We start from the raw sequence: 23,645 nt of genomic DNA on the forward strand, positions 1-23,645 counted from the left end.
TGGGGGATGATCACTCATGGGGAGCATTTCGATGATTCGTTCGCACGATAGATACGCGTCGCGCCGTTTGGCGGGCGTGTGCATGGCCGCCTTGATGGCGGCGGCAATGGGCACCCCGGCGTTGGCCGCTGCGGCCGAACCGGCCGCCAGTGATGGCACCCCCGGCGACATCGTCGTTACCGCCCGCAAATCCAGTGAAAAGTTGCAGGATGTGCCGCTGTCCATCGCGGCGGTGACGGCGGCCGACATGCAGGTGCGCGGCAGCGCCGATCTGCAGGATGTGGCAAACTATACGCCCGGTCTGCGCTTCACCGACTTCCTGTCGAAATTCAACGGCAATGCGGTGATCCGCGGATTGTCACAGGCCAATGTGCAAAGCGCGATTGGCAATACTGGCGTGTTTCTGGACGGGGTGTACCTGCAACGCGGCTATATGGTCGATTCCCAATTGGGCGATATCGAACGGATCGAGGTGGTAAAGGGCCCGCAAAGCGCGCTCTATGGCCAGAACACCTTTTCGGGCGCGATCAATTACGTGCTGCGTCAGCCCACCAACCGGCTGAAGATCGACGGTCAGGCCAGCATCGGCAATGGCGGGTACAAGGATGTGCGTCTGGGCATTGGCGGGCCGATCATCAAGGACCTGCTGATGGCGCGCGTCTATTACGCCAACGCCAGCTTTGACGGGGTGTGGAAGAACAATTTCGCCGGCGCGGGCACCAGCGATCTGGCGCATTTTGGCGGGTACAAGCGCGAGAACTTCTCGGCCTCGGTCAAGCTGACCCCGGCGCCGGGGCTGACCATCCTGGGCAGCTATTACAAGTTGACCCGCACGGAAAAGATCCGCGCCTTTTACACCATCGACGGCAATCTGAAGGAAGACGGCCTGAACTGTGGCCGCACTGGCGCGAACGGGTCGAAATACCTGTGGTGCGGCAATCTGCCCAACAGCCCGGCGGGCAAGCATACCGGCGTCAACAGCGCCAATTACCCCGATGGCCTGTTCGCCGCGCCCCAGCCGGGCATGTATGGCAGCACCGAATTGTGGCACGGCTCGATCAAGTACGACTTTGCGCCCGCATGGTCGTTCAACTATGACTTTGGCGACGCGCGGGGCGTGGGCATCGAACAGTCGATCTTTGCCTCGAACTCCTATTATCTGGACGCCAATTCCTACCGCCTGTCCACCGCCACGGTCGGCGTCTCGCGCCAGCGCGAGGCGGGCCTGTTGAAATACCAGAGCCACGACGCGCGCATTTCCTATGACAATCGCGGGCCGCTGAAATTCGACTTTGGCTATTTCCATTCAAAGGCATGGGACAGCTTCCTGTTCGGCAACCGCACGGGTCAGGCCGCAGGCGTTGCGTGGCTGTCGGACGATCTGAACCCGCTGTCGGCGGGGGGCATGAACCTGTTCAACAACCGCCTGACCGAATATTGGACCGACAGCGTGTTCGGCCGCGCCTCCTATGGCCTGCTGGACAACCGCCTGACGCTGTCGGCCGAGGCGCGTTATTCGCACACCGTTCTGCGCACCGTGGACCGTCTTGCGCTGACCCGTCCGCCGTTGCGCGCGGCCTATAACAACATCACCCCGCGCTTTTCGCTGGAGTTCAAGCAAAGCCCGGGCCTGATGTTCTATGCCAGCGCGGCCAAGGGCGTGAAGAACGGCGGCTTCAACGGCTATGTCACCGGCACCGTCAGCCTGCTGGAATCGGAACGCTCGTTTGGTGAAGAGGTCAACTGGACCTATGAAATCGGCACCAAGGGCTCGCTGCTCAACAACCGCCTGATCTATGCGCTCAGCCTGTTCTACATCGATTGGCAAAAGCGCCAGATCAGCGCCACGCCCGCCAATTATGTCGTGACTACGGTGACGGCGGCGGTGCCGGGGATCTATGTCTCGGGCGGCGCGGCGCGGTCCATGGGTGTGGAACTGTCGGCCACGTACAAGGTGACGCCGAAACTGACGGTCAATGGCTCGTTCGCGTGGCAGGACGCGCGCGCCAGCAACGGCGCGATCAACCCCACCACCAGCAGCTATTGCGATGATGTGGTTTGCGCCAGCAGCGGCAATGTGGCCGGCAATTTCCTGGGCAATGTGCCATGGTTGCAGGGCACGCTGGGGGCTGATTATCGTCAGCCTCTGGGCAATGGGTTGACGCTGTTTGCCGGTGTGGACGAAGTCTTCCGGGGCAAGCTCTACACCGACACCACCAACACCGCCTCGATCGCGCCCTATGCGCTGACCAATGGCCGCATCGGCGTCGAGGGCGGCACGTGGAAGGCGTTCATCTGGGGCAAGAACCTGCTTGACCACCAATATGCCGAAAGCTCCTTCGTGGTGCCCTCGATCTATCAGTACAACGTCAGCATGGGTGACCGCCGGACCTTCGGCGCCACGGTGACGTTCAACTACTGATCGGTGGCGATTGTCCCCGGATTGGGCGGGGACCGGACGGGGCCGTCTGGCGCGTTTCCCTCAAACGCGCGGGGCGGCCCTGATTTGGCCATGGCAACGGGCCAAAAGGGGGCGCTGATGGGCCGATGGCAGATGCTGAACCGCCGCAAGGGCGCCGGGCCGGATGGCGGGGCGGGGCTGGTGCTGGGGCCGGGGCCGGATGGGGCCTGCGACGATTACCGGCTGGGCGGGGCGATGGTGGACCACGACCCCGACAGCGGTCAGTGGCGGATGTGGTATTACGCCCGCGACCGGGCGCAGGCCGACAGCGGCGCTTTGCCGCCAACGTTGGGCACGGGGCGGATCGCCATGGCGACATCGGCCGATGGGCGGCGCTGGCGGCGCGAGGCTGGCCCGGCACAGGCGGGCGCGGTGCTGGCGCCGTCCCCTGATCCGGCCCGGTTCGACAGCCTGCATCTGGGCATTTCGGACATCACCCGCCTGCCGCATGGCTGGTTGATGTGGTATTTCGGCGGCGACACCACGGTGGTGGAGGCCGGGCGGCTGGGCGCGGTGGCGGGATTGCGCATGTTGCCCGGTCTGGCCCGCAGCCGCGATGGGGTGCACTGGCACCGCTGCGCCGGGGCAGAGGCGGGGGGCAGCATCCTGCCCATCGCCACGGGCGGGCTATATGCGGCATGGCCCAATGCGTTTCACGATGGCACCCGCTGGATCTGCCAAGTGACCGAGGCCAGCCCCGATCTGCGCCGTTTTGCCACCATGGTCTGGACATCGCCCGATGCCTGCGCGTGGGAACCTTTGGGGCAACTGGCTTTTGCCGATGCGGGGGGTGATCATGACGCGGGTGGGATGGTGACGCGACAGGTGCTGTCCAATCCGATTCCGCATGGGCGGCGGTTTTTGATGATCTATACCGCGATTGACGCGGCCGGAGGGCGATCCATCGCGGCCGCTGATTCCGATGACGGCCTGATCTGGCACCGCCTGTATGGCGAGCCGGTGTTCCACCCCGGCCCCGATGGCGCATGGGACAGTCTGGGCGTGGCGGCGACGCGGTTGGTGGTGGCCGATGGGCGGCTGCATTTCTATTACTATGGCTTCCAAAGCCTTGGCGCGGATCAGGGGCGGCGGGGGATCGGGCTGGCGCTGGCGCCGCTGGGCGATCTGCGGCGGTTGACACGGTGGAAGGGTGGCGATGATTAGGGCGATATTGGCCGGATGGGCGCTGGTGGCGGGCGTTGCGGCCCATGCCCAGCCCGCCCCGATCCGGGTGATTGATCCGGTGGTGCTGCCTTCCGCCCATGGGCAAAGGGCGCTGGCCCTGCGCGTCACCGGCCCGGCGCGGATCACGGGGCGGGCGGCGGTGATCCTGTTCAGCCATGGGTCCGGCCTGTCGCGTGGCGGCTATGCCCCGATCATCGAGGCGTGGGCGAGGGCGGGCTATATCGTCATTCAGCCCGACCATCAGGACGCCAGCATCGATGGCTTTCCTCCGCCGGTCGCGCCCGGCGCGGATTTGTGGCGCACGCGGGTGCAGGACATGATCCGCGCCGCCCACGCCATCCCCGCCATCACCCGCGCCGAACCGGCGTGGCGCGGCCATATCGACGCGCGCCGGGTGCTGGCCGCGGGGCACAGCTTTGGCGGGCATACGGTGGCGGCGCTGATGGGCGCGGGCGTATGGGACGCGGGGGCGGGGCGGTTTGTGCGCCTGCCCTTGCCAGCCTTGCGCGGGGCGGTGCTGTTGTCGCCCCCCGGCGATGGCGGGCCCGATGATCTGGCCCAGGGCTTTCGCGCGCGCGGCACCTATTTGCAGGTGGAGCGCAAGGGCATTCGCGGACCGATGCTGGTGATGGTGGGGGACGCCGATGACAGCCGCGCGCTGTCGCTGCGCGGGCTGGGGTGGCACGCCGATGTCTATCGCCACAGCGCGACGCGCGGCCTGTGCCTGATCACCATGGCGGGGGCGCGGCACTATCTGGGCGGGATCGTCGATCCGCGCCGCAGCGGGGTGGAGGACGCCGATCCCGCCCGGCTGGCGCTGGTCCGGCGGGCCAGTCTGGCGCTGTTTGCCGCCGCTTTGGCCGGGCGCGCGCCGATGCCTGATGATTACGCCCCCTTGGGAACCGACGGAGCAACCGAATGCAGATGAAAGTGGCGGTGATCACCGGGGCAACGCGCGGCATCGGCCGGGCGCTGGCGCAGGCGTGGCACGCGCGGGGGCATGCGGTGGTGGTGTCATCCTCCGAAGCGACCGAGGCGGTGCGGGTGGCCGCCGATCTGGGCGGTGTGCGTCATGGGGTGATGGGCATCGGTTGCGATGTCACCCAATCGGATGACCACATCCGCCTGTGGGAAGGCGCGGTGGAATTCTTTGGCCGGGTGGATGTGTGGGTGAACAATGCCGGATGGGCGCTGACGGGCACCGATCTGGCGCATCAGTCAGAGGATGAATTGCGCCGGATGGTGGATGTCAATCTGATCGGCACGATGCTGGGCGCGCGGGCCGCGATGGCGGGGATGCGGGCGCAGGGCGGCGGCGCGATCTATAACATGCTGGGCGCGGGGGCCGATGGCAAAGTGGTCCCGCGCATGACCGCCTATGCCACGACCAAGGCGGCGGTGACCTATCTGACGCATGCTTTGGCGGCAGAGGCCGAGGCGGCGGGCAGCGGGGTGATCGTGGGTGGGATATCGCCGGGGTTGGTGATCACCGAAGGCTTCCGGCGCGAACACGCCAAACTGACCGAGGCCGAGCGCGCCATGCGCGAGCCATGGGTCAACACCATCGCCGACACGCCCAAGACCATCGGCAAATGGGCCGCCCGCGCGATCGACGAGAACACCGCCAACGACCGCATCTTCACATGGCTGACCGCCGAGAAGATCCGTCGCCGCAAAGCCGGCCCCGCGCGGCGGATATTGTAACATATTTGGCCCAACTGATGCTTGGCGCTGGGCATGGGGGCTGCTAGGCATGGCGCATGCCTGCGCAAGACCTCATCAAGAACAGCTCGATCGCTGCCGTTGTCAGCGACCCGCGTCTGCCGGATAACCCGATCGTGGCCTGCAATGAGGCGTTTGAACGCCTGACCGGCTATCGCGCGGACGAGATCATCGGCCGCAATTGCCGGTTCCTGCGTGGATCGGACAGTGAGCCGGAACTGGCCGCGCAATTGCGCGAGGCCATCGCCGCGGCCCGCCCCGTCATGGTCGAGATCATCAATTACCGCAAGGATGGCACGCCGTTCCGCAATGCGGTGATGGTGGCGCCGCTGTTTGATGAAAGCGGGGCGCTGGAATATTTCCTCGGCTCGCAGGTCGAGGTGGCGGATGAGGGCGCGCGGGACACGGCTGGCCCGGGCTTGCGCGATGCGGCCCGCGCGCGGATCGACACGCTGACCCCGCGCCAGCGGCAGATCCTGATGGAGATGGCCAGCGGCAAGCTGAACAAGCAGATCGCGTGGGAACTGGGCCTGTCGGAGCGCACGATCAAGATGCACCGCGCCGCCATGTTCCGCGAACTGGGCGTGCGCACCAGCGCCGAGGCGATCCGCATGGCGGTGGAAGCGGGTTACTGAGTTCCGGCTGAAGGCGCGGGGTGCTGCTCGCGCACCTCGACCACGCGGCCGTCCAGCATGGTCACGCGGATGTCGGCCAGATCGGCAATCCCCATGTCATGCGTCACGCACACCACCGCGCGGCCCTGTTTATGCGCCAGATCGCGGAACAGATCGACCACGCGGGCGGAATTGACGCTGTCCAGATTGCCGGTTGGCTCGTCGCCCAGCACCAGACGCGGGTTGTTGGCCAGCGCGCGGGCGATGGCCACGCGCTGACGCTCTCCCCCGGACAGGCGGTCGGGCGGCTTCATCCATTTGTCGCCCAGCCCGACATCGGCCAGCATTTGCATCGCCCTCTCGCGCGCTTGGGCCTGTGACAACCGCCCCAGCCGGCGCAGCGGCAGCATGACATTTTCCAGCGCGGTGAATTCGGGCAGCAGGAAATGGAACTGAAAGACAAAGCCGAAATGTTCCAGCCGGATGCGCGCCCGGTCATCGCCCGACATTTGCGCCAGATCGCGCCCGTCCAGCAGCAATTGCCCCGATGTGGGCCGGTCGATCAGGCCCAGCAGGTACAGCAGCGAGGATTTGCCACAGCCCGATGGCCCGACAATCGCGGTAAAGCGTCCCGGCAGGATCGCCAGATCGGCATCCGCCACCAGTGTTGCGGGCGGATCGCCGGGCAGGCTGCGCGTCAGGTGCCGGGCGATCAGGACAGGTTCGGGCCGGACAGGCTCTGGCAGGACAGGTTCTGGCGCGCTCATAATGCCCCCCGCAGGATGTCGACGGGATCGACGCTGGCGGCTTTACGCGCGGGCAGCCAGGCCGCCACCACGCCCGCCGCCAGTGAAGCCCCGGCCGCGATGGCATATTGGCGCGGCGATTTGTCCAGCGGGATATGCTGGATCTCGCCGCCCACCGACAGGTCCAGCGATCCCAGCACCCCCATCAGCCCCGTCCCCAGCGCCCAGCCCAACAGCACCCCCACCACCGCCAGCGCCAGCCCTTCCAGCACGAAGACCAGTTGCAGGTCGCCTTGCGAAAACCCCATCGAGCGCAGGATGGCGATATCCTTGCGCTTGTCCGCGACGCTGGTGGAGACGGCGGTGTAAATGCCAAACGAGGCCACCAGCAGGATCGCCGAGACCACCGAATACATCACGATATTGCGCGTCAGCAGCAGCGAGAGGAAGTCGCTGGACCGCTCCTGCCAGCTTTCCGCCTTATATCCCGATTGCGCCTCCAACTGCGCGGCGATGGTTTGCGCGGCATAGGCATCGGTCAGCTTGATGCCGATGCGGTTGATGATGAAGGGGCGGCCCAGCAACGACTGCGCCTCACGCAAAAGCATATAGCCGGTGCTGCCGCCCAGCATCGAATTGCCCTTTTTCACCAAGCCAACCACGCGCAAGGATCGCGTCACCCCCGCCGCCGATGTGGCCGAGACAATGTCGCCCATGTTCAGGCCCAGCCGGCGGGCCAGTTCCTCGCCCAGAATGACGCCGCCCTGCACACGTTCCAGATCGATCAGTTGGCCCGCGCGCATCTTGTCGGCGATATTGCTGACCTTGGCCTCGATCCCCGGTTCCACGCCCACGACCGCCAGCGGTTCGTCCCGCCCGCCCATGCGCAATGTCACCGCCCCCGACAGGCTGGGCGAGGCGATGGCGCCTTCGATCGCGCCGGTGCGGGCCATCAGCCGCTGCCAGTCCTTGATGCCGCGCACCTCGTTGCGCTGTTTATAGCCGTGGATTTGCACCGCCCCGCCCGGATAGGCGCGCACCCCCGGTTGCGGCGGCGGGCTGCGCAATTCGTCCGATACGATGATGTGCGGGGCGACATCGATCAATTGGCGGACGAAATCGTTCTGGCTGCCCACCATCAGCGCCGAGACCGCCAGAAAGAACCCCACGCCCACCGCCACGCCACTGGTGGCGACCAGCGTTTGCCGCCGCCGCATCAACAGATGCCGCGCGGCGATATGGATCAACAGCGACAGGCGGCCCAGCACGGCGTCAGGGCTTTGCGGTGGCGGCGGGGGCAGGCGCGGGGCGCACGGCCGCGCCTTCGGCCAGATCGGCGGGCGGGCTCAGGATCACCGTCTCGCCCACCTTCAGCCCGGCGGTCACCTCGGTATTCTCCTTGCCTGCCGCGCCCAGCGTGACGGCGCGCTGGTGGGCCTTGCCGCCCTCGACCACCCACACCTTGCCCCCGCTCACCGCAGCGGGCGGGATCAGCACCGCATGGGCGTTTTCGCGGGCAATGATGTTCACCTCCAGCGTCAGGCCCATCGGCAGGCTGACCGCCTCATCCGGCAACAGTCGCACGCGAAAGGCGCGCGCCGTGGGGTCGCCCGCAGGCGTTACCTCGGCCACATGGGCGCGGATCACCCGCCCGGCAAAGGCGTCCGAAGTCATCAGCGCGCTTTGCCCCACGCGCACGCGGGTGATGTCACGCTCGTCCACGGTGGCGGTGATGCGGATCTGTTTGGGGTCGCCCAACTGGAACAACACCTTGGCAGGGGTCGCCAGATCGCCGGGATAGACATCGCGCTTGATCACCACGCCCGCCGCGCTGGCGCGCACCATCAGCTGATCCAGCCGCGCCGAGGCGGTGGCGCGGGCGGCGCGGGCAGCGTCGGCATTGGCCACCGCACTGTCGCGCGCGGCGCCCGTCACCCATCCGTCGCGGTACAGGGCCACCGTGCGGCGCTCGACCGTTTCGGCCGACCGGGCTTGGGCTGCGGCCTGCGCCAACAGGCCCTGCTGCTCGGTATTGTCCAGAATGGCCAGCACCTGGCCTGCCTGCACCCGGTCGCCCTCGGCCACCAATATCCTGGCCACAGGGGCGGTGATGCGGGCGGCGACCGATACCGGCTGCTGCGCCTCGACATAGCCGGTGGCATAGACCAGATCGGCCGCTGGCCCCGCGCCGACCCGCGCATAGGCGACCGTTGCGGGCTGGTGCCGCCAATGCCACAGCCCCGCGCCCGCCACGCCCAGCGCCGCAATGCCGATCGTCCAGCCAACAATTGCCTTCACCCGCGTGCCCTTTCGCCGCCGTGTTATCGCCCGTGGTTGTAGCAGGTGCGGGACGGCTGCCAATCTGTCTTTGTGGCGTGTCAACATGGGCCATCGTCCGCCCGGCCGCCGCCCTAGCCAGCATTGACCGCTTGGCCGCTTTCCCTTATCAGCCGGCCGCGCAGAACAGGTCGGGTCGGTTGCGGGGCGGGGCTCCCCCGCGGGGCATATGCGGGGCAACATGGCCGGTTTGCGCCATTGTCCGCGTGATGCCTTGGGCGCAGCGATCCGCCGGTTCGGTCTGGTTGGCACGGTGCCGGCCACAGGGGGTTGGCAGTGACAAAAGCGGTGATCCTGGCTGGCGGACTTGGCACCCGGCTGGGTGAGGAAACCTCGGTACGGCCAAAGCCCATGGTCGAGGTCGGCGGGATGCCGATCCTGTGGCACATCATGAAGATCTATGCCGCCCATGGGGTGAACGACTTTATCGTGTGCCTGGGGTACAAGGGCTATGTGATCAAGGAGTTCTTTGCCAACTACTTCCTGCATGCGGCGGACGTAACGATCGATCTGGCCAACAACAGCATGGAAGTCCACGAGGCCAAGAGCGAGCCGTGGCGCGTGACGCTGGTGGACACCGGCGCCAATGCCCAGACCGGCGGGCGGTTGCGCGCGGTGCGCCGGTTCCTGACCCCGGACGAGCCTTTCTGCTTTACCTATGGCGATGGCGTGTCGGACGTGGATGTGACGGCACAGCTGGCCTTCCACCGCGCCCATGGCCGCCGCGCGACGATTGCCGCCGTGGCCCCGCCGGGGCGGTTTGGCGCGCTGGAATTCGGCATCGGCAATGACGGCAACGAGGTGCGCAGCTTTCGTGAAAAGCCGGCGGGCGATGGCGGGCTGATCAATGGCGGCTTTTTCGTGCTGGACCCCAGCGTGATCGACCTGATCGACGGGCCGGACACCATCTGGGAGCAAAAGCCGATGGAGACGCTGGCGCTGATGGGTGATCTGGTGGCCTACCGGCATGACGGTTTCTGGCAGCCGATGGACACGTTGCGCGACAAACAGCATCTGGAAAAGCTGTGGGCCGAGGGCGCCGCGCCTTGGAAGGTGTGGTGAGGGGCGCCGCGTTGATTGATGAGGCCTGGTGGGCCGGGCGGCGGGTGCTGGTCACCGGCCACACCGGCTTCAAGGGCGGCTGGCTGTGCCTGTGGCTGACGCAGATGGGGGCGCAGGTGACGGGCCTGTCGCTGCCGGCAGAGGATGTCAGCCTGTTCCATCAGGCGCGCATTGGTGATTTGGTCACCCATATCGAGGGCGACATTCGCGACCCCGCCGTGGTCGACGCCGCCATGGCGCAGGCCCGGCCAGAGGTGGTGTTCCATCTGGCGGCGCAACCTTTGGTCCGCCTGTCCTATGCCACGCCGGTCGAAACCTTTGCGACCAATGTGCAGGGCAGCGTGCATGTGCTGGACGCCTGCCGCCGCGCGGGGGAGCTGGGCGCGGGCGATTTGCGGGCGATTGTCTGCATCACCTCTGACAAGTGTTACGAGAACCGCGAATGGGTCTGGCCCTACCGCGAGAATGAGCCAATGGGCGGGCATGACCCCTATTCCGCCAGCAAGGGCGCGGCCGAACTGGTGATCGCGTCCTATCGGCGCAGCTTTTTCAGCAATGGCGATGGGCCTTTGCTGGCTTCGGTGCGGGCGGGCAATGTGATTGGCGGTGGCGATTGGGCGGCCGACCGGCTGGTGCCTGATATCATGCGCGCGCTGCTGGATGGCGCGCGCCCGCTGATCCGTTCCCCCCATTCGGTGCGCCCGTGGCAGCATGTGCTCGAGGCCTTGGGCGGCTATCTGATGATCGCGCGCGGGCTGGCCGCGGGCAATGTCGGATTGGCCGAGGGCTGGAACTTTGGCCCGGCGGACGATGACACGCAGCCCGTCCACTGGATCGCCGATCGCCTGTGCGCGGCATGGGGGGATGGCGCGGGCTGGGACCAACCCGCCGACGCCCCCACCCTGCACGAGGCAACCTTGCTCAAGCTGGATTGCGCCAAGGCCCGCGCCGCGCTGGGCTGGCGTCCGGCGTGGGGGCTGGGCATCGCGCTGGACCGCATCACCCAATGGCACAAGGCCGTGGGCGCGGGCGAGGATGCGCGTGCCATATCCCTGCAACAATTGGCGGCCTATCGCCGCGATTTTATGAACACCCTGTCTGGAAACGCCCCCGCATGAGCAATGATACCCCCGCAAGCCGCCTGCTGGACATGGTCCGCGACAGCGATGAGGCGCAGCTGCGTTCGACCATTCTGGATCTGGCGGGGGAATATGCCCGCCGTTACCACGGCCCCCGCACCTTTGTGCCGGGGGAAAGCGCGGTGCCGGTGTCGGGCAAGGTGCATGGCGAAAGCGACATGCGCCATCTGGTGGACGCCTCGCTGGATTTCTGGCTGACGACGGGCCGGTTCAACACCGCGTTCGAGGAAAAGCTGGCCAAGCGGATCGGCGTGGCCCACGCGCTGACCACCAATTCGGGCAGCTCGGCCAATCTGCTGGCGCTCTCCACGCTGACGTCGCATTACTTCCGGGGCGATGCGTTGAAGCCGGGCGATGAGGTGATCACCGTTGCCACCGGCTTCCCGACCACGGTCAACCCCTCGCTGCAATATGGGCTGAAGCCCGTGTTTGTCGACGTCGACATCCCCACCTATAACATCAAGCCCGAGATGATCGAGGCCGCCGTTGGCCCGCGCACCCGCGCGATCATGATCGCCCACACGCTGGGCAATCCGTTCGATCTGGCCGAAGTCATGCGCGTTGCCGAAAAGCACAATCTGTGGGTGGTCGAGGATTGCTGCGATGCGCTGGGCGCGACCTATGACGGGCGGCATGTCGGCACCTTTGGCCATCTGGGCACGCTGTCCTTCTATCCCGCCCACCACATCACCATGGGTGAGGGCGGCGCCGTGTTCACCGACAAGCCCCGCCTGAAGCGCGTGGTCGAATCGATGCGCGACTGGGGCCGCGATTGCTGGTGCGCGCCGGGGCAGGACAACACCTGTGGCAAGCGGTTCTGCCGCAAGCTGGGCGATCTGCCGATGGGGTATGATCACAAATACACCTATAGCCATGTCGGCTATAACCTGAAGATCACCGACATGCAGGCAGCCGTCGGTCTGGCGCAGATGGACCATCTGGAGGATTTCATCGCCGCGCGCCGCCGCAATTTCGACACGCTGAGCCAATTGCTGGCGCCGATGGAGGATGTGTTCATCCTGCCCCAGGCCACGCCCAATTCGGACCCCAGCTGGTTTGGCTATCCCATCACCATCCGCCCCGAATCGGGCATTGATCGTGAGGATCTGGTCCAGTTCCTGAACCACCGCCGCATCGGCACGCGTTTGCTGTTTGGCGGCAACCTGTTGCGCCAGCCCTATATGAAGGGCCGCGATGTCCGCGTGGTGGGCGATCTGGCCAACGCCGATCTGGTGACGACGAATACTTTCTGGCTGGGCGTCTATCCGGGTTTGACGGAAAGCCACCTCGGCTATACCGCAGAAACCCTTGCGGCCTATCTGCGCGGCGAGCGGCATTGAGGCGTGCCGCGCGTGACGTGTGAAGTTATGCCCCTTGCAGGAGCCATTGTGTGAATAGCTACGAAAAGCAGATGCTGGCGATTTTGGCCGAGGGGAAGGCCAAGTTCGGGTTCGACGCGGTCAAGGCCGAGTTCGAGGCCGAAGGCACCCGTAGCGACGAATTCCTGCGCCTGCTGGAACTGGCGCGCCGTGCCGGGCTGAAGGTCGCGCTGAAAATTGGCGGCTGCGAGGCGATCCGCGACCTGATCGAGGCGCGCCAATATGGTGTCGATTACATCATCGCCCCCATGGTCGAGACGCCCTATGCCCTGAGCAAGTTCATCGCCGCCAAGGACAAGGTCTTCCCCGCCGACGAGCAGGGCGACATCGGTTTCCTGTTCAACATCGAAACCCGCAGCACGTTTGACCATCTGGAGCAGATGGGCGAGCTGGCGCAAAAGGGCGGCGTGGGCATGGTGTTCGGCCGCGTCGATTTTGCTGGCTCGATGGGCCATGACCGCTCGTTTGTGAATGGCGACGAGATGTCGGGCTATGTTTCGGCTGTTGCACGCACCTGCGCTGCGCGCGGTTTGCCGCTGGTGACCGGCGGCGGGGTCAGCCCGGATTCGGTGCCGCTGCTGACGGCTGCGCGCGCCGCCCGGCTGGACCGTTTCGAAACGCGCAAGGTGGTGTTTGATGGCGCCGTGCTGGACGATGGCCGCGCCGTTGCCGGCATGGAACAGGCCATCGCGTTCGAACTGCTGTGGCTGAAGAACAAGCGCGATTTCTATCGCAACATCGCCGAGGAAGACGCGAGCCGCATCGAGATGATGGAAGCTCGGCAAGCCAAGGCGCTGGAACAACCGCGCGAAATCGCCTGAAGCCATAGGAATAGGCCAAAGACATGAGTGGTGAGACGATCCGCGTTGCCGATCTGATTGCGCGGGCGGCGGTGGCTGCTGGTGTGCGCGATTGCTTTATGCTGACGGGCGGCGGGGCGATGCACCTGAACGATGCGTTCGGGCGCGAAGCGGGCCTGCGCAAGGTGTTCAACCACCACGAGCAGGCCAGCGCGATTGCCGCCGAAAGCTATGCGCGCCTGTCGGGCGTGCCGGCGCTGGTCAATGTCACCACCGGGCCGGGGGGCGTGAACACGCTGAACGGCGTCTATGGCGCCTATGTCGATTCGATCCCGATGGTGGTCGTCTCGGGTCAGGTCAAGCGTGAGACGATCGCGGGCAATTACCCCCATATCCCCCTGCGCCAATTGGGCGATCAGGAGGTGGATATCGTCTCCATGGTCAAGCCGGTGACCAAATATGCCGTGGTGTTGCAAGACCCCAAGGACGCGCGCCGGGTGATCGAAAAGGCGCTGTATCTGGCGACCCGTGGCCGCCCCGGCCCGGTGTGGATCGACGTGCCGATCGACGTGCAGGCCGCCCCGGTTGATCCCGAGGCGCTGGCCCCGTTTGATCCGGCGACCGACGTGGATACCGCGGCCGAATGGCACCACGCCAACAATGCCGCCGAACTGGGCGCGTTGAGCGGCGATGCTCTGCGGGCCGAACTGGCGGCGATGTGGGCGGAACTGTGCGCGGCGCAGCGCCCGGTGGTGTTCGTGGGCGCGGGCGTGCGCCTGTCGGGCAGCCATGGCGCGTTCCTCTCGCTGGTCGAGCGGCTGGGCGTGGCGGTGGTGACGGGGTGGAACGCGCATGACGCAATCCCCAACGCGCATCCGCTCTATGTTGGCCGCCCCGGCAGTGTGGGCGATCGCGGCGGCAATTTCGCGGTGCAATCGGCCGATTATGTGCTGGTGCTGGGCAGCCGCCTGAACATCCGTCAGATCAGCTATAACTATCAGTCCTTTGCCCGCAATGCGCGGGTGGCGATGGTGGATATTGACCGCGCCGAACTGGCCAAGCCGACGCTGAACCTGCATCGCGCCATCCATGCCGATCTGCGTGAGGTGTTTGCCATTCTGGCCGACATGCCCTTGCCCGCCGATGATCAGGCCGAGGCGCGGGCGGGTTTTCTGGCGCGCAGCCGGGCTTTGGCGGCGCGCTATCCGGCGGTGCATGCCGGGATGCGTTCGCCCACCGGCCCGATCAACCCCTATGTCTTTGGCGAGGCGTTGTTTGCAGCGCTGGAACCGGGCGAGATCATCGTGTGCGGCGATGGCACGGCCTGCGTCACCATCTTCCAATGCGCCGATCTGAAAGAGGGGCAGCGCCTCTATACCAATTCGGGTTGCGCCAGCATGGGCTATGACCTGCCGGCCGCGATTGGCGCCTATTACGCGGCCTGCCCTGTGGGGGCACAGCCGCGCCGGATCATCTGTCTGGCGGGCGACGGCAGTATCATGATGAATTTGCAGGAATTGCAGACCATTTCGGGGCTGAACCTGCCGATCAAGCTGTTCGTACTGAACAATGATGGCTATCACTCCATCCGTCAGTCGCAGACCGCACATTTCAACGGTTTTTCCGTGGGTTGCGGGCCGGATTCGGGCCTGACCTTCCCCGATTTCGCGCGTCTGGCCACCGGCTTTGGCCTGCCCAGCCGCCGCGCCAATGACGAAGGCGATCTGCACGCCGCGATCCGCACCACGCTGGACGCCGATGGCCCGCAAGTGTGCGAGGTGTTGATCGACAAGGCGCAGCAGTTCGAGCCGAAACTGTCCAGCCGCCGTCTGCCCGATGGCACGATGGTCTCGCCCCCGCTGGAGGATCTCTCGCCCTTCCTGTCGGACGAAGAACTGGCCGAGGCGATGGCGCCCTGCGCCACGTTGCGTTGAGGGTGGGGGCTGTGGCCCGCCCGCTGATCTTTGATCTGGATGGCACGCTGGTCGACAGTTGCGCGATTTGCGTTGCCATCCTGTCCGACATGCTGGCGCAGCGGGGCAGCAGCCACCGCATCGACATGGATTACGCCCGCCCATTCATGAGCATCGGCGGGCAGGCGATGGTGGCCGCATTGCTGGGCCCGGCCTGTGGCGACCCGGCGGAGGAAATTGCCGAGTTCCGCCGCCGTTACGCCGTGCATGACACCGCGCGCGACACACTGTTCCCGCATGTGGCCGATGGTCTGGCACGGTTGGTGGCGGCGGGGCATCGGCTGGCGATCTGTTCGAACAAGCCGCAGAATCTGTGCGAAAAGGTGCTGGCCGACACCGGTCTGTCGCCCCATTTCGCCGCCATCATCGGCACCACCCCCGACCGCCGCAGCAAACCCGCGCCTGACCTGCTGGACCTGACGCTGGCGGCGCTGAAGACAGATGCCGCCGATTGCCTGTTCATCGGCGACAGCGAGCTGGACCATCAGGTGGCGGACGCGGCGGGGATGCCGTTCCTGTTCCTGACGCATGGCTATGCCCATGCCGATTACGTGGCCGATCCCGCGTTCAGCTATGACTGTTTCGGCGTGTTGACGGGCGACATTCTGGCCGGCCGCCATGGTTGAGTTTCCGCCATTCGCCCCCGCCATCGCGCAGGCTCTGGCCGATGAGGACCGCCGCATTGTCATCACCGGGGCGGGCGGCTGGCTGGGGCTGGCGACGCTGGATCTGCTGGCCGGCGCGCTGGGTGCCGATGCGGTGGAAAAGCGGGTGCGCTGTTTCGGCGCGAGCGACCGGGTGCTGCGCCTGTGCGATGGCACGCCGATCCTGCAACGCCCGCTGGCCGATCTGGCGTGGTTGCCGAATGAGCCCACGCTGGTCCTGCACACCGCCTTCCTGACCAAGGACCGGGCCGAGGCGATGAACGAGGGCGAATATCGCGCCGCCAACGCCGCGATTAGCCAAACGGTGCTGCGCGCGCTGACCCCCATCGGCGCGGACGCGGTGTTTGTGGCGTCATCAGGCGCGGCGGCAAAGGCCGACGACCCCGCGGCCAGCCCCGCGATGCGGCTGTATGGCGCGATGAAGCGCGATGACGAGGCGCTGTTTGCCCAATGGGCGCAGGACACCGGCAAGGCGGCCGTCATCGCCCGCCTCTATGCTCTGGCCGGGCCGCGGATCAACAAACCGGGCGCCTATGCGCTGGCCAGTTTCGCGTTGGACGCGCTGGCGGGGCGGCCCATTGCCGTGCGCGCGCCCCGCGCCGTGGTGCGCGCCTATGCCCCCATCCGCGAGGTGATGAGTCTGGTGTTCGCCCTGATGCTGCGCGGCGGCGGCGTTACCCGGTTCGACAGTGGTGGCACGCCGATGGAACTGGCCGATGTGGCCGCGATCATTGCCGATTTGGTGCCGGGCGGCCGCGTCGATCGCGCGCCCATCACCGATCCGGCGTCCGATATCTATCACGGCGATGGCGACGCCTATGCCGCGCTGCTGGCCGCGCATGGCATCGCGCCGGTGCCGCTGGCCGATGCCTTTGCCGAAACGATGAACAGCCTTGCGGGATATCAGCCATGACCCATACCATCCCCGACATCTCGGTTGTCATCCCCTGCCGCAACGAGGAGGCCAACGCCCGCCCCATCGCGCAGGCGGTGATCGCGCAGTTGGCGCCGCTGGGCCTGACGTTTGACATCCTGTTCATCGACAATGAATCGAGCGACAACACCGTCGCCATCATCAAGGGCATGTGTGCCGAAGATCCGCGTATCAAGCTGATCGTCAATACGCGCAATTTCGGCCAGATGCGTTCGCCCACCCATGCGATTTTTGCTGCCAGGGGCCGTGCGGTGATCGGCATGTGCGCCGATTTCCAGGACAGCCCCGAACTCTTGCCGCGTTTCATCGAGCGTTGGCAGGCGGGCGTCGACATCGTGCTGGGCGTGCGCGAGACCGAGGACAACGGGTTGATCCTGCGCGCCATTCGCGCGGTGTCGTATTGGTTGGCCAAGACCTTGGGCGATTTCCAGATCATCCCCAACGCCACCGGATTTGGCCTGTATAGCCGCCGCGTGGTCGATGCGATCAAGGCGATGAACGAGCCCGAGCCGTTCTATCGCGGGATGCTGGTCGAAACGGGCTATCCGCTGGAAACCATCCCCTATGCCCGGCCGCCGCGCGCGGCGGGCAAGTCCAAGAACAACTTCCTGACGCTGCTGGATTTTGCCGTGGCGGGGCTGACTGCCTCGTCCAAGCGCCTGCTGCGTTTGCCGCTCTATCTGGGGGTGATCGGGGCAGTGGTGGCGCTGTTGATGCTGATCGGCGGGGCTATTGCGTTCTTCACCGGGCGGCCGATTGCGGGCTGGCTGATCGGGGCGGTGTTGCAGGCGCAATTCGCGCTGATCTTTGGCTTTCTGGGGTTGATTGGCGACCATATCCGCCTGATTTCCGAACGCACCCGCAAAACCCCGCTGGTGCACGAGCGTGAGCGGATCAATTTTGACGGCCCCCACCCATGACCCGCGATAGGGCGCTGGAAATCCTGCGCTATCTGATCGCGGGGGGGATCAATACGGCGTTCGGCTTTGGCCTGTATGCCGCGCTGGTGTGGGCGGGGTTGGACCGTTACGCGGCGCAGGCGGTGGGCTATGTCGCGGGGACGGCGTTCAATTACGTCACCTATTCGCGCGGGGTGTTCCGCGATGCAGGCCCGGCAAAGCTGCGTTTCGCCCTGTCCTATGCCGCCAATTATCTGGTCAATCTGGCGGGGCTGTGGGCAGTGTCGCGGCTGGTCGCCAACCCCTATCTGGCCGGAGCGATCACCACCGCCGGGGTGGTGGTGGTCAATTATGTCGTGCTTAAACGGCTGGTGTTCCGGGCCTGATCGGCAAACCACGGCACCATCCGGGCGATGGCGTCCTGGATCTGCGCCGTCCCCACGGCAAAGCTGAACCGCATGAAGCGATGCCCGTCCACGCTGTCAAAATCGACGCCGGGCGCGGTGGCAACGCCCGTATCGCGCAGCAGCCGGGTGCAGAAATCCAGACTGTCATCGGTCAAATGGCCAATGTCGGCCCAGATATAGAACGCGCCATCGGGCGGGGCGATCCGCGCCAGCCCCAGCCGGGGGAGCGCGGCCAGCATCAGTTCGCGGTTGCGGGCATAGGTGTCGCGGTGGCCCTCCAGTTCGGGGATCGCGTCAAACGCCGCCAGCCCGGCATGCTGGCTGAGCGAGGGCGGGGTAAGGAACAGGTTGCTCATCCGGGCATAGGCCGCGTCCAGCAGGTCATCGGGCGCCACCAACCAGCCCAGCCGCCAGCCCGCCATGCTGAAATATTTGGAAAAACTGTTGACGATCAGCGCGTCGGGCGCGTGCGCCAACAGGCTGTCGGTCGCCGCGCCATAGGACAATCCGTGATAGATCTCGTCCGAGATGATGCGGATGCGGCGTGCCGCGCAGACCGCTGCAATCGCCGCCAATTCGTCACGCGCGATGATCGTGCCGGTGGGGTTGGCGGGGCTGGCGATGATCACGGCATCGGGCGCGGGCTCCAGCGCCTCCAGCGCGGCGGCGGTCAATTGATAGCCCACCTCTGGCCCGCAGGGGATTTCGACCGGCTGCATATACAGCGCGCGTACCGTGTTGCGATAGGCGACATAGCCGGGGCGGGCGATCGCCACCCGCGCCCCCGGCCCCAGTGCGCAGGACAGCGCCAGCACCAGCGCGGGCGAGGCGCCACAGGTCAGCACCACCCGTTCGGGCGCGACCGTCACGCCATACAGATCGCGGTAATGCCGGGCGATGCGGGCCTTTAGCGGCGCGCTTTCCCAATAGCCCAGCGGATCTGCGTCGATCACCGCATGGGCCGCCGCCAGCGCGGGCACCGGAGCGCCGGTGCTGGGCTGGCCAAATTCCATATGGATGACGTCACGCCCGGCCGCGGCCAGTTCATAGGCCAGTTGGGCAATCCCCATGGCGCGAAAGGGTTCGATGGCAACGCTCATCGCTGCCCCCTATCACGCCATGGGATCAGGCGCGAGGCCGCTTAATGCCCGTGGGCGTCACGCTTTGGCATGACGATCAGCGTCACCGCCGCCGTCAGGCTGCCCAGTGCCATGGCGATGGCCACCATCGGCAGGCCCAGCTTGGCCTCGAACAAAAAGCCCGCGATGATCGGCCCCGCCGCCGCGCCCGCCCGGCCGATGCCGATGACAAAGCCGGTGCCGCTGCCGCGCAGAGCGGTGGGAAAGCTTTGCGCGATCAGCGCGTAAAAGCCCACGATCACGCCATTGGTGAAGAAGGCCGCGACACCCGCCGCAATCGAGAGCACCTTGAGATCGGCAGGCGATTGGCCAAACACGGCCACCATGATCGAGGAGAGCAGCATCGCTCCCACCAGCGCCGGACGCAAAGGCAGGCGCAGGCTGGACAGGCTGAACAGCACCGCGCCGATCAGTCCGCCCACATTGGTCCACACCAGCACACCCGCCGCCGCCGAGGCCGGGAAGCCCATGTCCACCACCACCTTTGGAATCCATTTCACGATGAAATAGAACGTCAGGATGTGCATGAAATAGGCCACCGTCAGCAAGATGGTGATCGGCAACAGCCCCTTGGTGAACAATTGCGTCACCGAACCCTTGATCTGGCTTTCGGCGGGGGGCAGGTGGTCAACCTGTTCATGGCCAAAGATGCGCAGCGTGCGGTTGACCTGTTGCAGCGCGTTCGCCGGGCGGCGCTGCATCAGCGCGCCAACCGGTTCGGGCAACAGCCAGGGCACCAGTGGCAGCAGGATGATCGCCAGGCCCGCGCCCAGATAGAACACATCGCGCCACCCGCCCGACACCAGCATCTCGCGCGCGATGGAGCCACCCACCACCGCGCCCAAAGGATAGCCGGCCGCCATCAGCGCGATGGCCGCATTGCGCCATTTGGCATTGGCATATTCGGCCGTCAGCGCGTTGGTTGCGGCCAACATGCCGCCAATGCCCAGACCCGTGAACAGCCGCAGCCCCGCCAGCATCCCGACATCGGTCGAATGGGGGGTGGCGATCATGCCAACCAGCATGATGATCAGGCTGATCAGGGCGGTGTACATGCGGCCAATCCGGTCGGCCAACTGGCCCAGCATGACGCTGCCCACGGCCATGCCAAAAATTTCCATCGACAGCACAATGCCCAGCGCCTTGCGGTCGATGCCCCATTCGGCGGCGATCCCGGGCGAGGCAAAGCTGATCGAGAGCACGTCGAACCCGTCCAGCGCGTTGAGCGCGCAGCACAGGGCAATCGCGGCGATCTGTCGCCAGCCCATCGGCGTTTCGGCCAGAATGCGGCGCGGGTCACTGCCCAGCGCGGCAGGTGCAATAGCCAAAGTCTCTCTCCCTTCTCACCACACAGGGGAAGTGTGTGGTCCGACCCAAAACAACGCCTTGCCGCCCGTTATGGGCACGCAAGCCACCCCTCGCGGAATCGCCCGCTGGCGGCATTGGTATAGGTAATAACGATATGGCGGCCCCGCCCCCCATGCAAGCACTATCCCCGCCTGCGACAAAGCGCCCCTTTTTGCCGCGCGCGGGCGATTGCCATCACGCCCGCGCGGCCTATAGGCTGGCCCTCATGTTCACCCGTCTGAAATCCGCCTTCGATCCGTATATTCTGGTGCTGCTGGGCACGGTGGGGCTGGCCAGCCTGCTGCCCGCGCGCGGTGCGGCCCATGCCGCGTTTGAATGGGCGGCCAATGCGGGCATCGTGCTGCTGTTTTTCCTGCACGGCGCCAAATTGTCACGTGAAGCCATCGTGGCGGGCGCAGGCCATTGGCGGCTGCATCTGGCGACGCTGGGCACGACATTCGCGCTGTTTCCGCTGTTGGGGCTGATGATTGCGGCGATCCCCGGCCTGCCGCCGATTGTTGCGGGGGGGATGCTGTTCCTGACGCTGCTGCCCTCTACGGTGCAAAGCTCGATCGCGTTCACCTCGATCGCGCGGGGCAATGTGGCGGCGGCGGTATGCTCGGCCTCGTTTTCGAACATCGCGGGGCTGGTGCTGACGCCACTGTTGGCGGCATGGCTGATGGGGGGCGGGGGCACAGGAGGCGGGGTGCATCTGACCTTTGATCAGGTGGAAAAGATCCTGGCCCAGCTGCTTTTGCCGTTTGTTGTCGGACATTTGCTGCGCCCGTTGATCGGCGGTTTCATCACCCGGCACAAAGGCTTGATCGGCTATGCCGATCGCGGCTCGATCCTGCTGGTGGTCTATACCGCCTTTTCGGCGGCAGTGACGGCGGGGCTGTGGGACAAACTGCCGTTGCGCGAACTGGCGCTGATCGTGGTGCTGTGCGTGGTGTTGCTGGGCGTGGCGCTGAGCGCGACATGGCGGCTGGGGTCGGCGCTGGGATTTGCGCGGGCGGACCGGATCGTTTTGCTGTTCTGCGGGTCGAAAAAGTCGCTGGCCAGTGGCGTGCCGATCGCCGGCGTGCTGTTCGCGCCCTCGCAGGTGGGGGAAGTGCTGTTACCGGTGATGCTGTTCCACCAGATCCAGCTGATGGCCTGTGCGATGATTTCGCGCGCCATGGCCGAGGAGTAAGGGCAGGGGCGGTGCCATGCCGCCCCCTGCCGGTTGTGTCACTTCTTCGAAAATTCCGCTTCGATTTCAATCCGTACCTCGTCCGAGACGGGGCCCATAAAGGTCTTCATGCCGAAATCGCTGCGCCGGATCGTGGTGCTGGCGGTCAGGCCGACTCGCGGCGCCTTGTCCATGCCCATGCCATAGCCGTTGAAGGTCACGTTCAGTGAAACCGGCTTGGTTACGCCCAGCATGGTCAGCTCACCGGAAAGGCGCGCGGTGCGCTTGCCGGTAACGATCAGCTTGCTGGATTTGAACAGGATGTTGGGGTGGGCGGCGACATTGAACCACGCCTCACCACGCAAGTGTTCGTTGCGCAGGGCAAAGCCCGATTCCAGACCCTTGGCATCGATGGTGATGTTGGCGGTCGATGTTGCGGGCGATTTGGGATCATAGGTGATGCTGCCCGAAAGCCCGTCAAACCGGATATAGGTGGTTGAAAAGCCGAGATGTTTGACCTGCGCCAAGACCGTCGCGTGGGTCGGGTCGACGCTATAGGTGCCCGCTGTGGCCGCACGGGGATCAACCGTGGTTGCGCCAAATGGTGGCGCTTCGGCGGCCTGCGTCACAGAGCTGGCCACCGGCAACAGCGCAGCGGCCAGCGCCGCGTTCAACAGAAATTTCCGCATGGTTTCCTCCCCTTTTGGCATGGGGCGCAAAGCCCCGTTGCTCCTATCCAGGGCAATGCTGACCGCGCGCCCGATGCTTGGCAATGGCTATCAGCGCACACGGGTGAGGGAATTGTCCCATCGCACGGCAATTGGATTTGGTCCGGGGTGGAGCAAATTGCGCACGGCGTCATTCAATTCGTCGGTGAGACTGTTGTTGTATTTCGATGAAAAAAGGAATGTATTTCCTAAAAATCGCATAGGTGAATATACCTATTAGCATTTTTTAGGTCCATATTTTGGGGTTATTGGTAATGATCCGTCTTGTGTAGGCGTTTATGCTGTGGCAGGTCAAAAATGATCAGACATGTTCTGGTCTTACCGGAGTGGAAATGATGCATCTGGGAAAAACGATGCTGTTGGCTGCGGCTGGCATGCTGGTGGCGACCCCTGTTCTGGCCGCTCAGGCCCGGACGGATCACCACCGGGTCAACGCCAATGCCAAGTCGGCACTGGCACTTGCCGGGAGCGCGACCGGGGTTGGCAAGAAGAAGGGGCCGGGTACTGGCGGTACTCCTTCTTGGGCGCCGATCGTGGGCGGGCTGGCCGTCGTTGGTGGCGCTGCTGCGGCTCTGTCCAAGGGTTCGCCCGGCAGTCCGTGAGCGCCAATCGGCACAGCGAAAGCAAGGGAATGGCGGGGTTCCGGCCCCGCCATTTTCTTTTGCGTGGAAGGCCCGTCAAACCGCGTCCATAATGCTATCATTGACAACAAAAAGGGCGCCGCATGGGCGCCCTTTCGCTGTTGCGGATGGGTGGCGTTACAGCGTCCAGTCCGCCGCCGCGCCGAACACACCCTTCAGGTCAGCCAGTGTACCATTGGGGTTCAAACGCGCCCGCATACCCGCCCCGCCGATGGTCAGATACTCCCGGTGCGGTACTGCCAGTACCACCAGATCATAGGTCCGCTCCAGCGCGTCGGGCACGATCGGGATGCCGT

22 protein-coding genes are annotated in these 23,645 nt (G+C 65.6%); 16 read left to right on the plus strand and 6 right to left on the minus strand.

The genetic code is table 11. The annotated features are described in order from the left end of the window. Positions 1–82: 82 nt before the first annotated feature. The 5 genes from GTZ99_RS16560 (at position 83) to GTZ99_RS16580 (ending at position 6,003) form a co-directional block, all read left to right on the plus strand. Positions 83–2,422, plus strand: coding sequence for a TonB-dependent receptor (locus GTZ99_RS16560; RefSeq protein ID WP_161720912.1), 2,340 nt, complete (start codon positions 83–85; stop codon positions 2,420–2,422). 90 nt (positions 2,423–2,512) lie between these two features. Beyond that, the gene (locus tag GTZ99_RS16565; RefSeq protein ID WP_161720914.1) at positions 2,513–3,625 is read left to right on the plus strand and encodes a glycoside hydrolase family protein; all 1,113 of its coding nucleotides are present in this window, start codon (positions 2,513–2,515) and stop codon (positions 3,623–3,625) included. After that, entirely contained in the window at positions 3,618–4,574 is a 957-nt protein-coding gene (locus tag GTZ99_RS16570) for an alpha/beta hydrolase family protein (RefSeq protein ID WP_161720916.1), read from the plus strand. The genes GTZ99_RS16565 and GTZ99_RS16570 overlap by 8 nt, the downstream gene beginning before the upstream one ends. Beyond that, positions 4,565–5,350, plus strand: coding sequence for an SDR family NAD(P)-dependent oxidoreductase (locus GTZ99_RS16575; RefSeq protein WP_161720918.1), 786 nt, complete (start codon positions 4,565–4,567; stop codon positions 5,348–5,350). The genes GTZ99_RS16570 and GTZ99_RS16575 overlap by 10 nt, the downstream gene beginning before the upstream one ends. A gap of 56 nt (positions 5,351–5,406) precedes the next feature. Beyond that, entirely contained in the window at positions 5,407–6,003 is a 597-nt protein-coding gene (locus tag GTZ99_RS16580; protein ID WP_161720920.1) for a LuxR C-terminal-related transcriptional regulator, read from the plus strand. On the opposite strand, the gene GTZ99_RS16585 is transcribed toward GTZ99_RS16580, so the two are convergent. From GTZ99_RS16585 to GTZ99_RS16595, 3 genes are read right to left on the minus strand one after another with little or no spacing between them, the layout of a single operon-like run. Then, entirely contained in the window at positions 5,997–6,749 is a 753-nt protein-coding gene (locus GTZ99_RS16585; RefSeq protein ID WP_161720922.1) for an ABC transporter ATP-binding protein, read from the minus strand. The genes GTZ99_RS16580 and GTZ99_RS16585 overlap by 7 nt on opposite strands. After that, positions 6,746–7,996, minus strand: coding sequence for an ABC transporter permease (locus GTZ99_RS16590; protein WP_161720924.1), 1,251 nt, complete (start codon positions 7,994–7,996; stop codon positions 6,746–6,748). Before GTZ99_RS16590 ends, GTZ99_RS16585 begins: the two co-directional genes overlap by 4 nt. Before the next feature lie 4 nt (positions 7,997–8,000). After that, entirely contained in the window at positions 8,001–9,026 is a 1,026-nt protein-coding gene (locus GTZ99_RS16595) for an efflux RND transporter periplasmic adaptor subunit (RefSeq protein WP_320076707.1), read from the minus strand. A 315-nt stretch (positions 9,027–9,341) separates the two neighbouring features. On the opposite strand from GTZ99_RS16595, the gene rfbF reads away from it, so the two are divergent. Genes rfbF through GTZ99_RS16640 form a run of 9 tightly spaced genes read left to right on the plus strand, consistent with a single transcriptional unit; the run spans position 9,342 to position 18,302 of the window. Further along, positions 9,342–10,127, plus strand: coding sequence for a glucose-1-phosphate cytidylyltransferase (gene rfbF, locus GTZ99_RS16600; RefSeq protein WP_161720928.1), 786 nt, complete (start codon positions 9,342–9,344; stop codon positions 10,125–10,127). A gap of 11 nt (positions 10,128–10,138) precedes the next feature. Continuing rightward, positions 10,139–11,245, plus strand: coding sequence for a CDP-glucose 4,6-dehydratase (gene rfbG, locus GTZ99_RS16605; protein ID WP_201742589.1), 1,107 nt, complete (start codon positions 10,139–10,141; stop codon positions 11,243–11,245). Then, a complete protein-coding gene (gene rfbH, locus GTZ99_RS16610; protein WP_161720930.1) occupies positions 11,242–12,606 on the plus strand; it encodes a lipopolysaccharide biosynthesis protein RfbH in 1,365 nt (454 codons plus the stop codon). The genes rfbG and rfbH overlap by 4 nt, the downstream gene beginning before the upstream one ends. 50 nt (positions 12,607–12,656) lie before the next feature. Continuing rightward, on the plus strand, positions 12,657–13,466 hold the full coding sequence (locus GTZ99_RS16615; protein ID WP_161720932.1) for an aldolase/citrate lyase family protein: 810 nt from the start codon (positions 12,657–12,659) through the stop codon (positions 13,464–13,466). Between the two features lie 23 nt (positions 13,467–13,489). Next, positions 13,490–15,379, plus strand: coding sequence for a thiamine pyrophosphate-binding protein (locus GTZ99_RS16620; protein ID WP_161720934.1), 1,890 nt, complete (start codon positions 13,490–13,492; stop codon positions 15,377–15,379). Between the two features lie 11 nt (positions 15,380–15,390). Then, positions 15,391–16,044: an HAD family hydrolase gene (locus GTZ99_RS16625; protein ID WP_161720936.1), complete on the plus strand. Its 654-nt coding sequence runs from the start codon at positions 15,391–15,393 to the stop codon at positions 16,042–16,044. Further along, a complete protein-coding gene (locus GTZ99_RS16630) occupies positions 16,037–16,996 on the plus strand; it encodes an NAD-dependent epimerase/dehydratase family protein (RefSeq protein ID WP_161720938.1) in 960 nt (319 codons plus the stop codon). Before GTZ99_RS16625 ends, GTZ99_RS16630 begins: the two co-directional genes overlap by 8 nt. After that, positions 16,993–17,937, plus strand: coding sequence for a glycosyltransferase family 2 protein (locus tag GTZ99_RS16635; protein ID WP_161720940.1), 945 nt, complete (start codon positions 16,993–16,995; stop codon positions 17,935–17,937). Before GTZ99_RS16630 ends, GTZ99_RS16635 begins: the two co-directional genes overlap by 4 nt. Then, positions 17,934–18,302, plus strand: coding sequence for a GtrA family protein (locus GTZ99_RS16640; RefSeq protein WP_161720942.1), 369 nt, complete (start codon positions 17,934–17,936; stop codon positions 18,300–18,302). The genes GTZ99_RS16635 and GTZ99_RS16640 overlap by 4 nt, the downstream gene beginning before the upstream one ends. Here GTZ99_RS16640 and GTZ99_RS16645 read toward each other — a convergent pair. Then, positions 18,266–19,423 carry a pyridoxal phosphate-dependent aminotransferase gene (locus GTZ99_RS16645; RefSeq protein ID WP_161720944.1) on the minus strand — a complete coding sequence of 386 codons (1,158 nt, stop codon included), beginning with the start codon at positions 19,421–19,423 and terminating at the stop codon, positions 18,266–18,268. The two genes, GTZ99_RS16640 and GTZ99_RS16645, sit on opposite strands and share 37 nt — an antisense overlap. A gap of 41 nt (positions 19,424–19,464) precedes the next feature. Beyond that, the gene (locus GTZ99_RS16650) at positions 19,465–20,730 is read right to left on the minus strand and encodes an MFS transporter (protein ID WP_161720967.1); all 1,266 of its coding nucleotides are present in this window, start codon (positions 20,728–20,730) and stop codon (positions 19,465–19,467) included. Positions 20,731–21,035: 305 nt separating this feature from the next. Here GTZ99_RS16650 and GTZ99_RS16655 point away from each other — a divergent pair, with 305 nt between their 5' ends. Then, positions 21,036–22,001 (plus strand): bile acid:sodium symporter family protein, encoded by a 966-nt coding sequence (locus GTZ99_RS16655; protein ID WP_161720945.1) that lies wholly within the window; start codon positions 21,036–21,038, stop codon positions 21,999–22,001. A 38-nt stretch (positions 22,002–22,039) separates the two neighbouring features. On the opposite strand, the gene GTZ99_RS16660 is transcribed toward GTZ99_RS16655, so the two are convergent. Next, complete coding sequence (locus GTZ99_RS16660) at positions 22,040–22,669, minus strand: YceI family protein (protein ID WP_161720947.1); 630 nt, start codon at positions 22,667–22,669, stop codon at positions 22,040–22,042. 371 nt (positions 22,670–23,040) lie between these two features. Here GTZ99_RS16660 and GTZ99_RS16665 point away from each other — a divergent pair, with 371 nt between their 5' ends. Then, complete coding sequence (locus GTZ99_RS16665) at positions 23,041–23,310, plus strand: hypothetical protein (RefSeq protein ID WP_161720949.1); 270 nt, start codon at positions 23,041–23,043, stop codon at positions 23,308–23,310. Positions 23,311–23,645: the final 335 nt, after the last annotated feature.

Origin of the sequence: Novosphingobium ovatum (genome assembly GCF_009909235.1) — a bacterium.
In the GTDB taxonomy this organism is placed as follows: Bacteria; Pseudomonadota; Alphaproteobacteria; order Sphingomonadales; family Sphingomonadaceae; genus Novosphingobium; species Novosphingobium ovatum.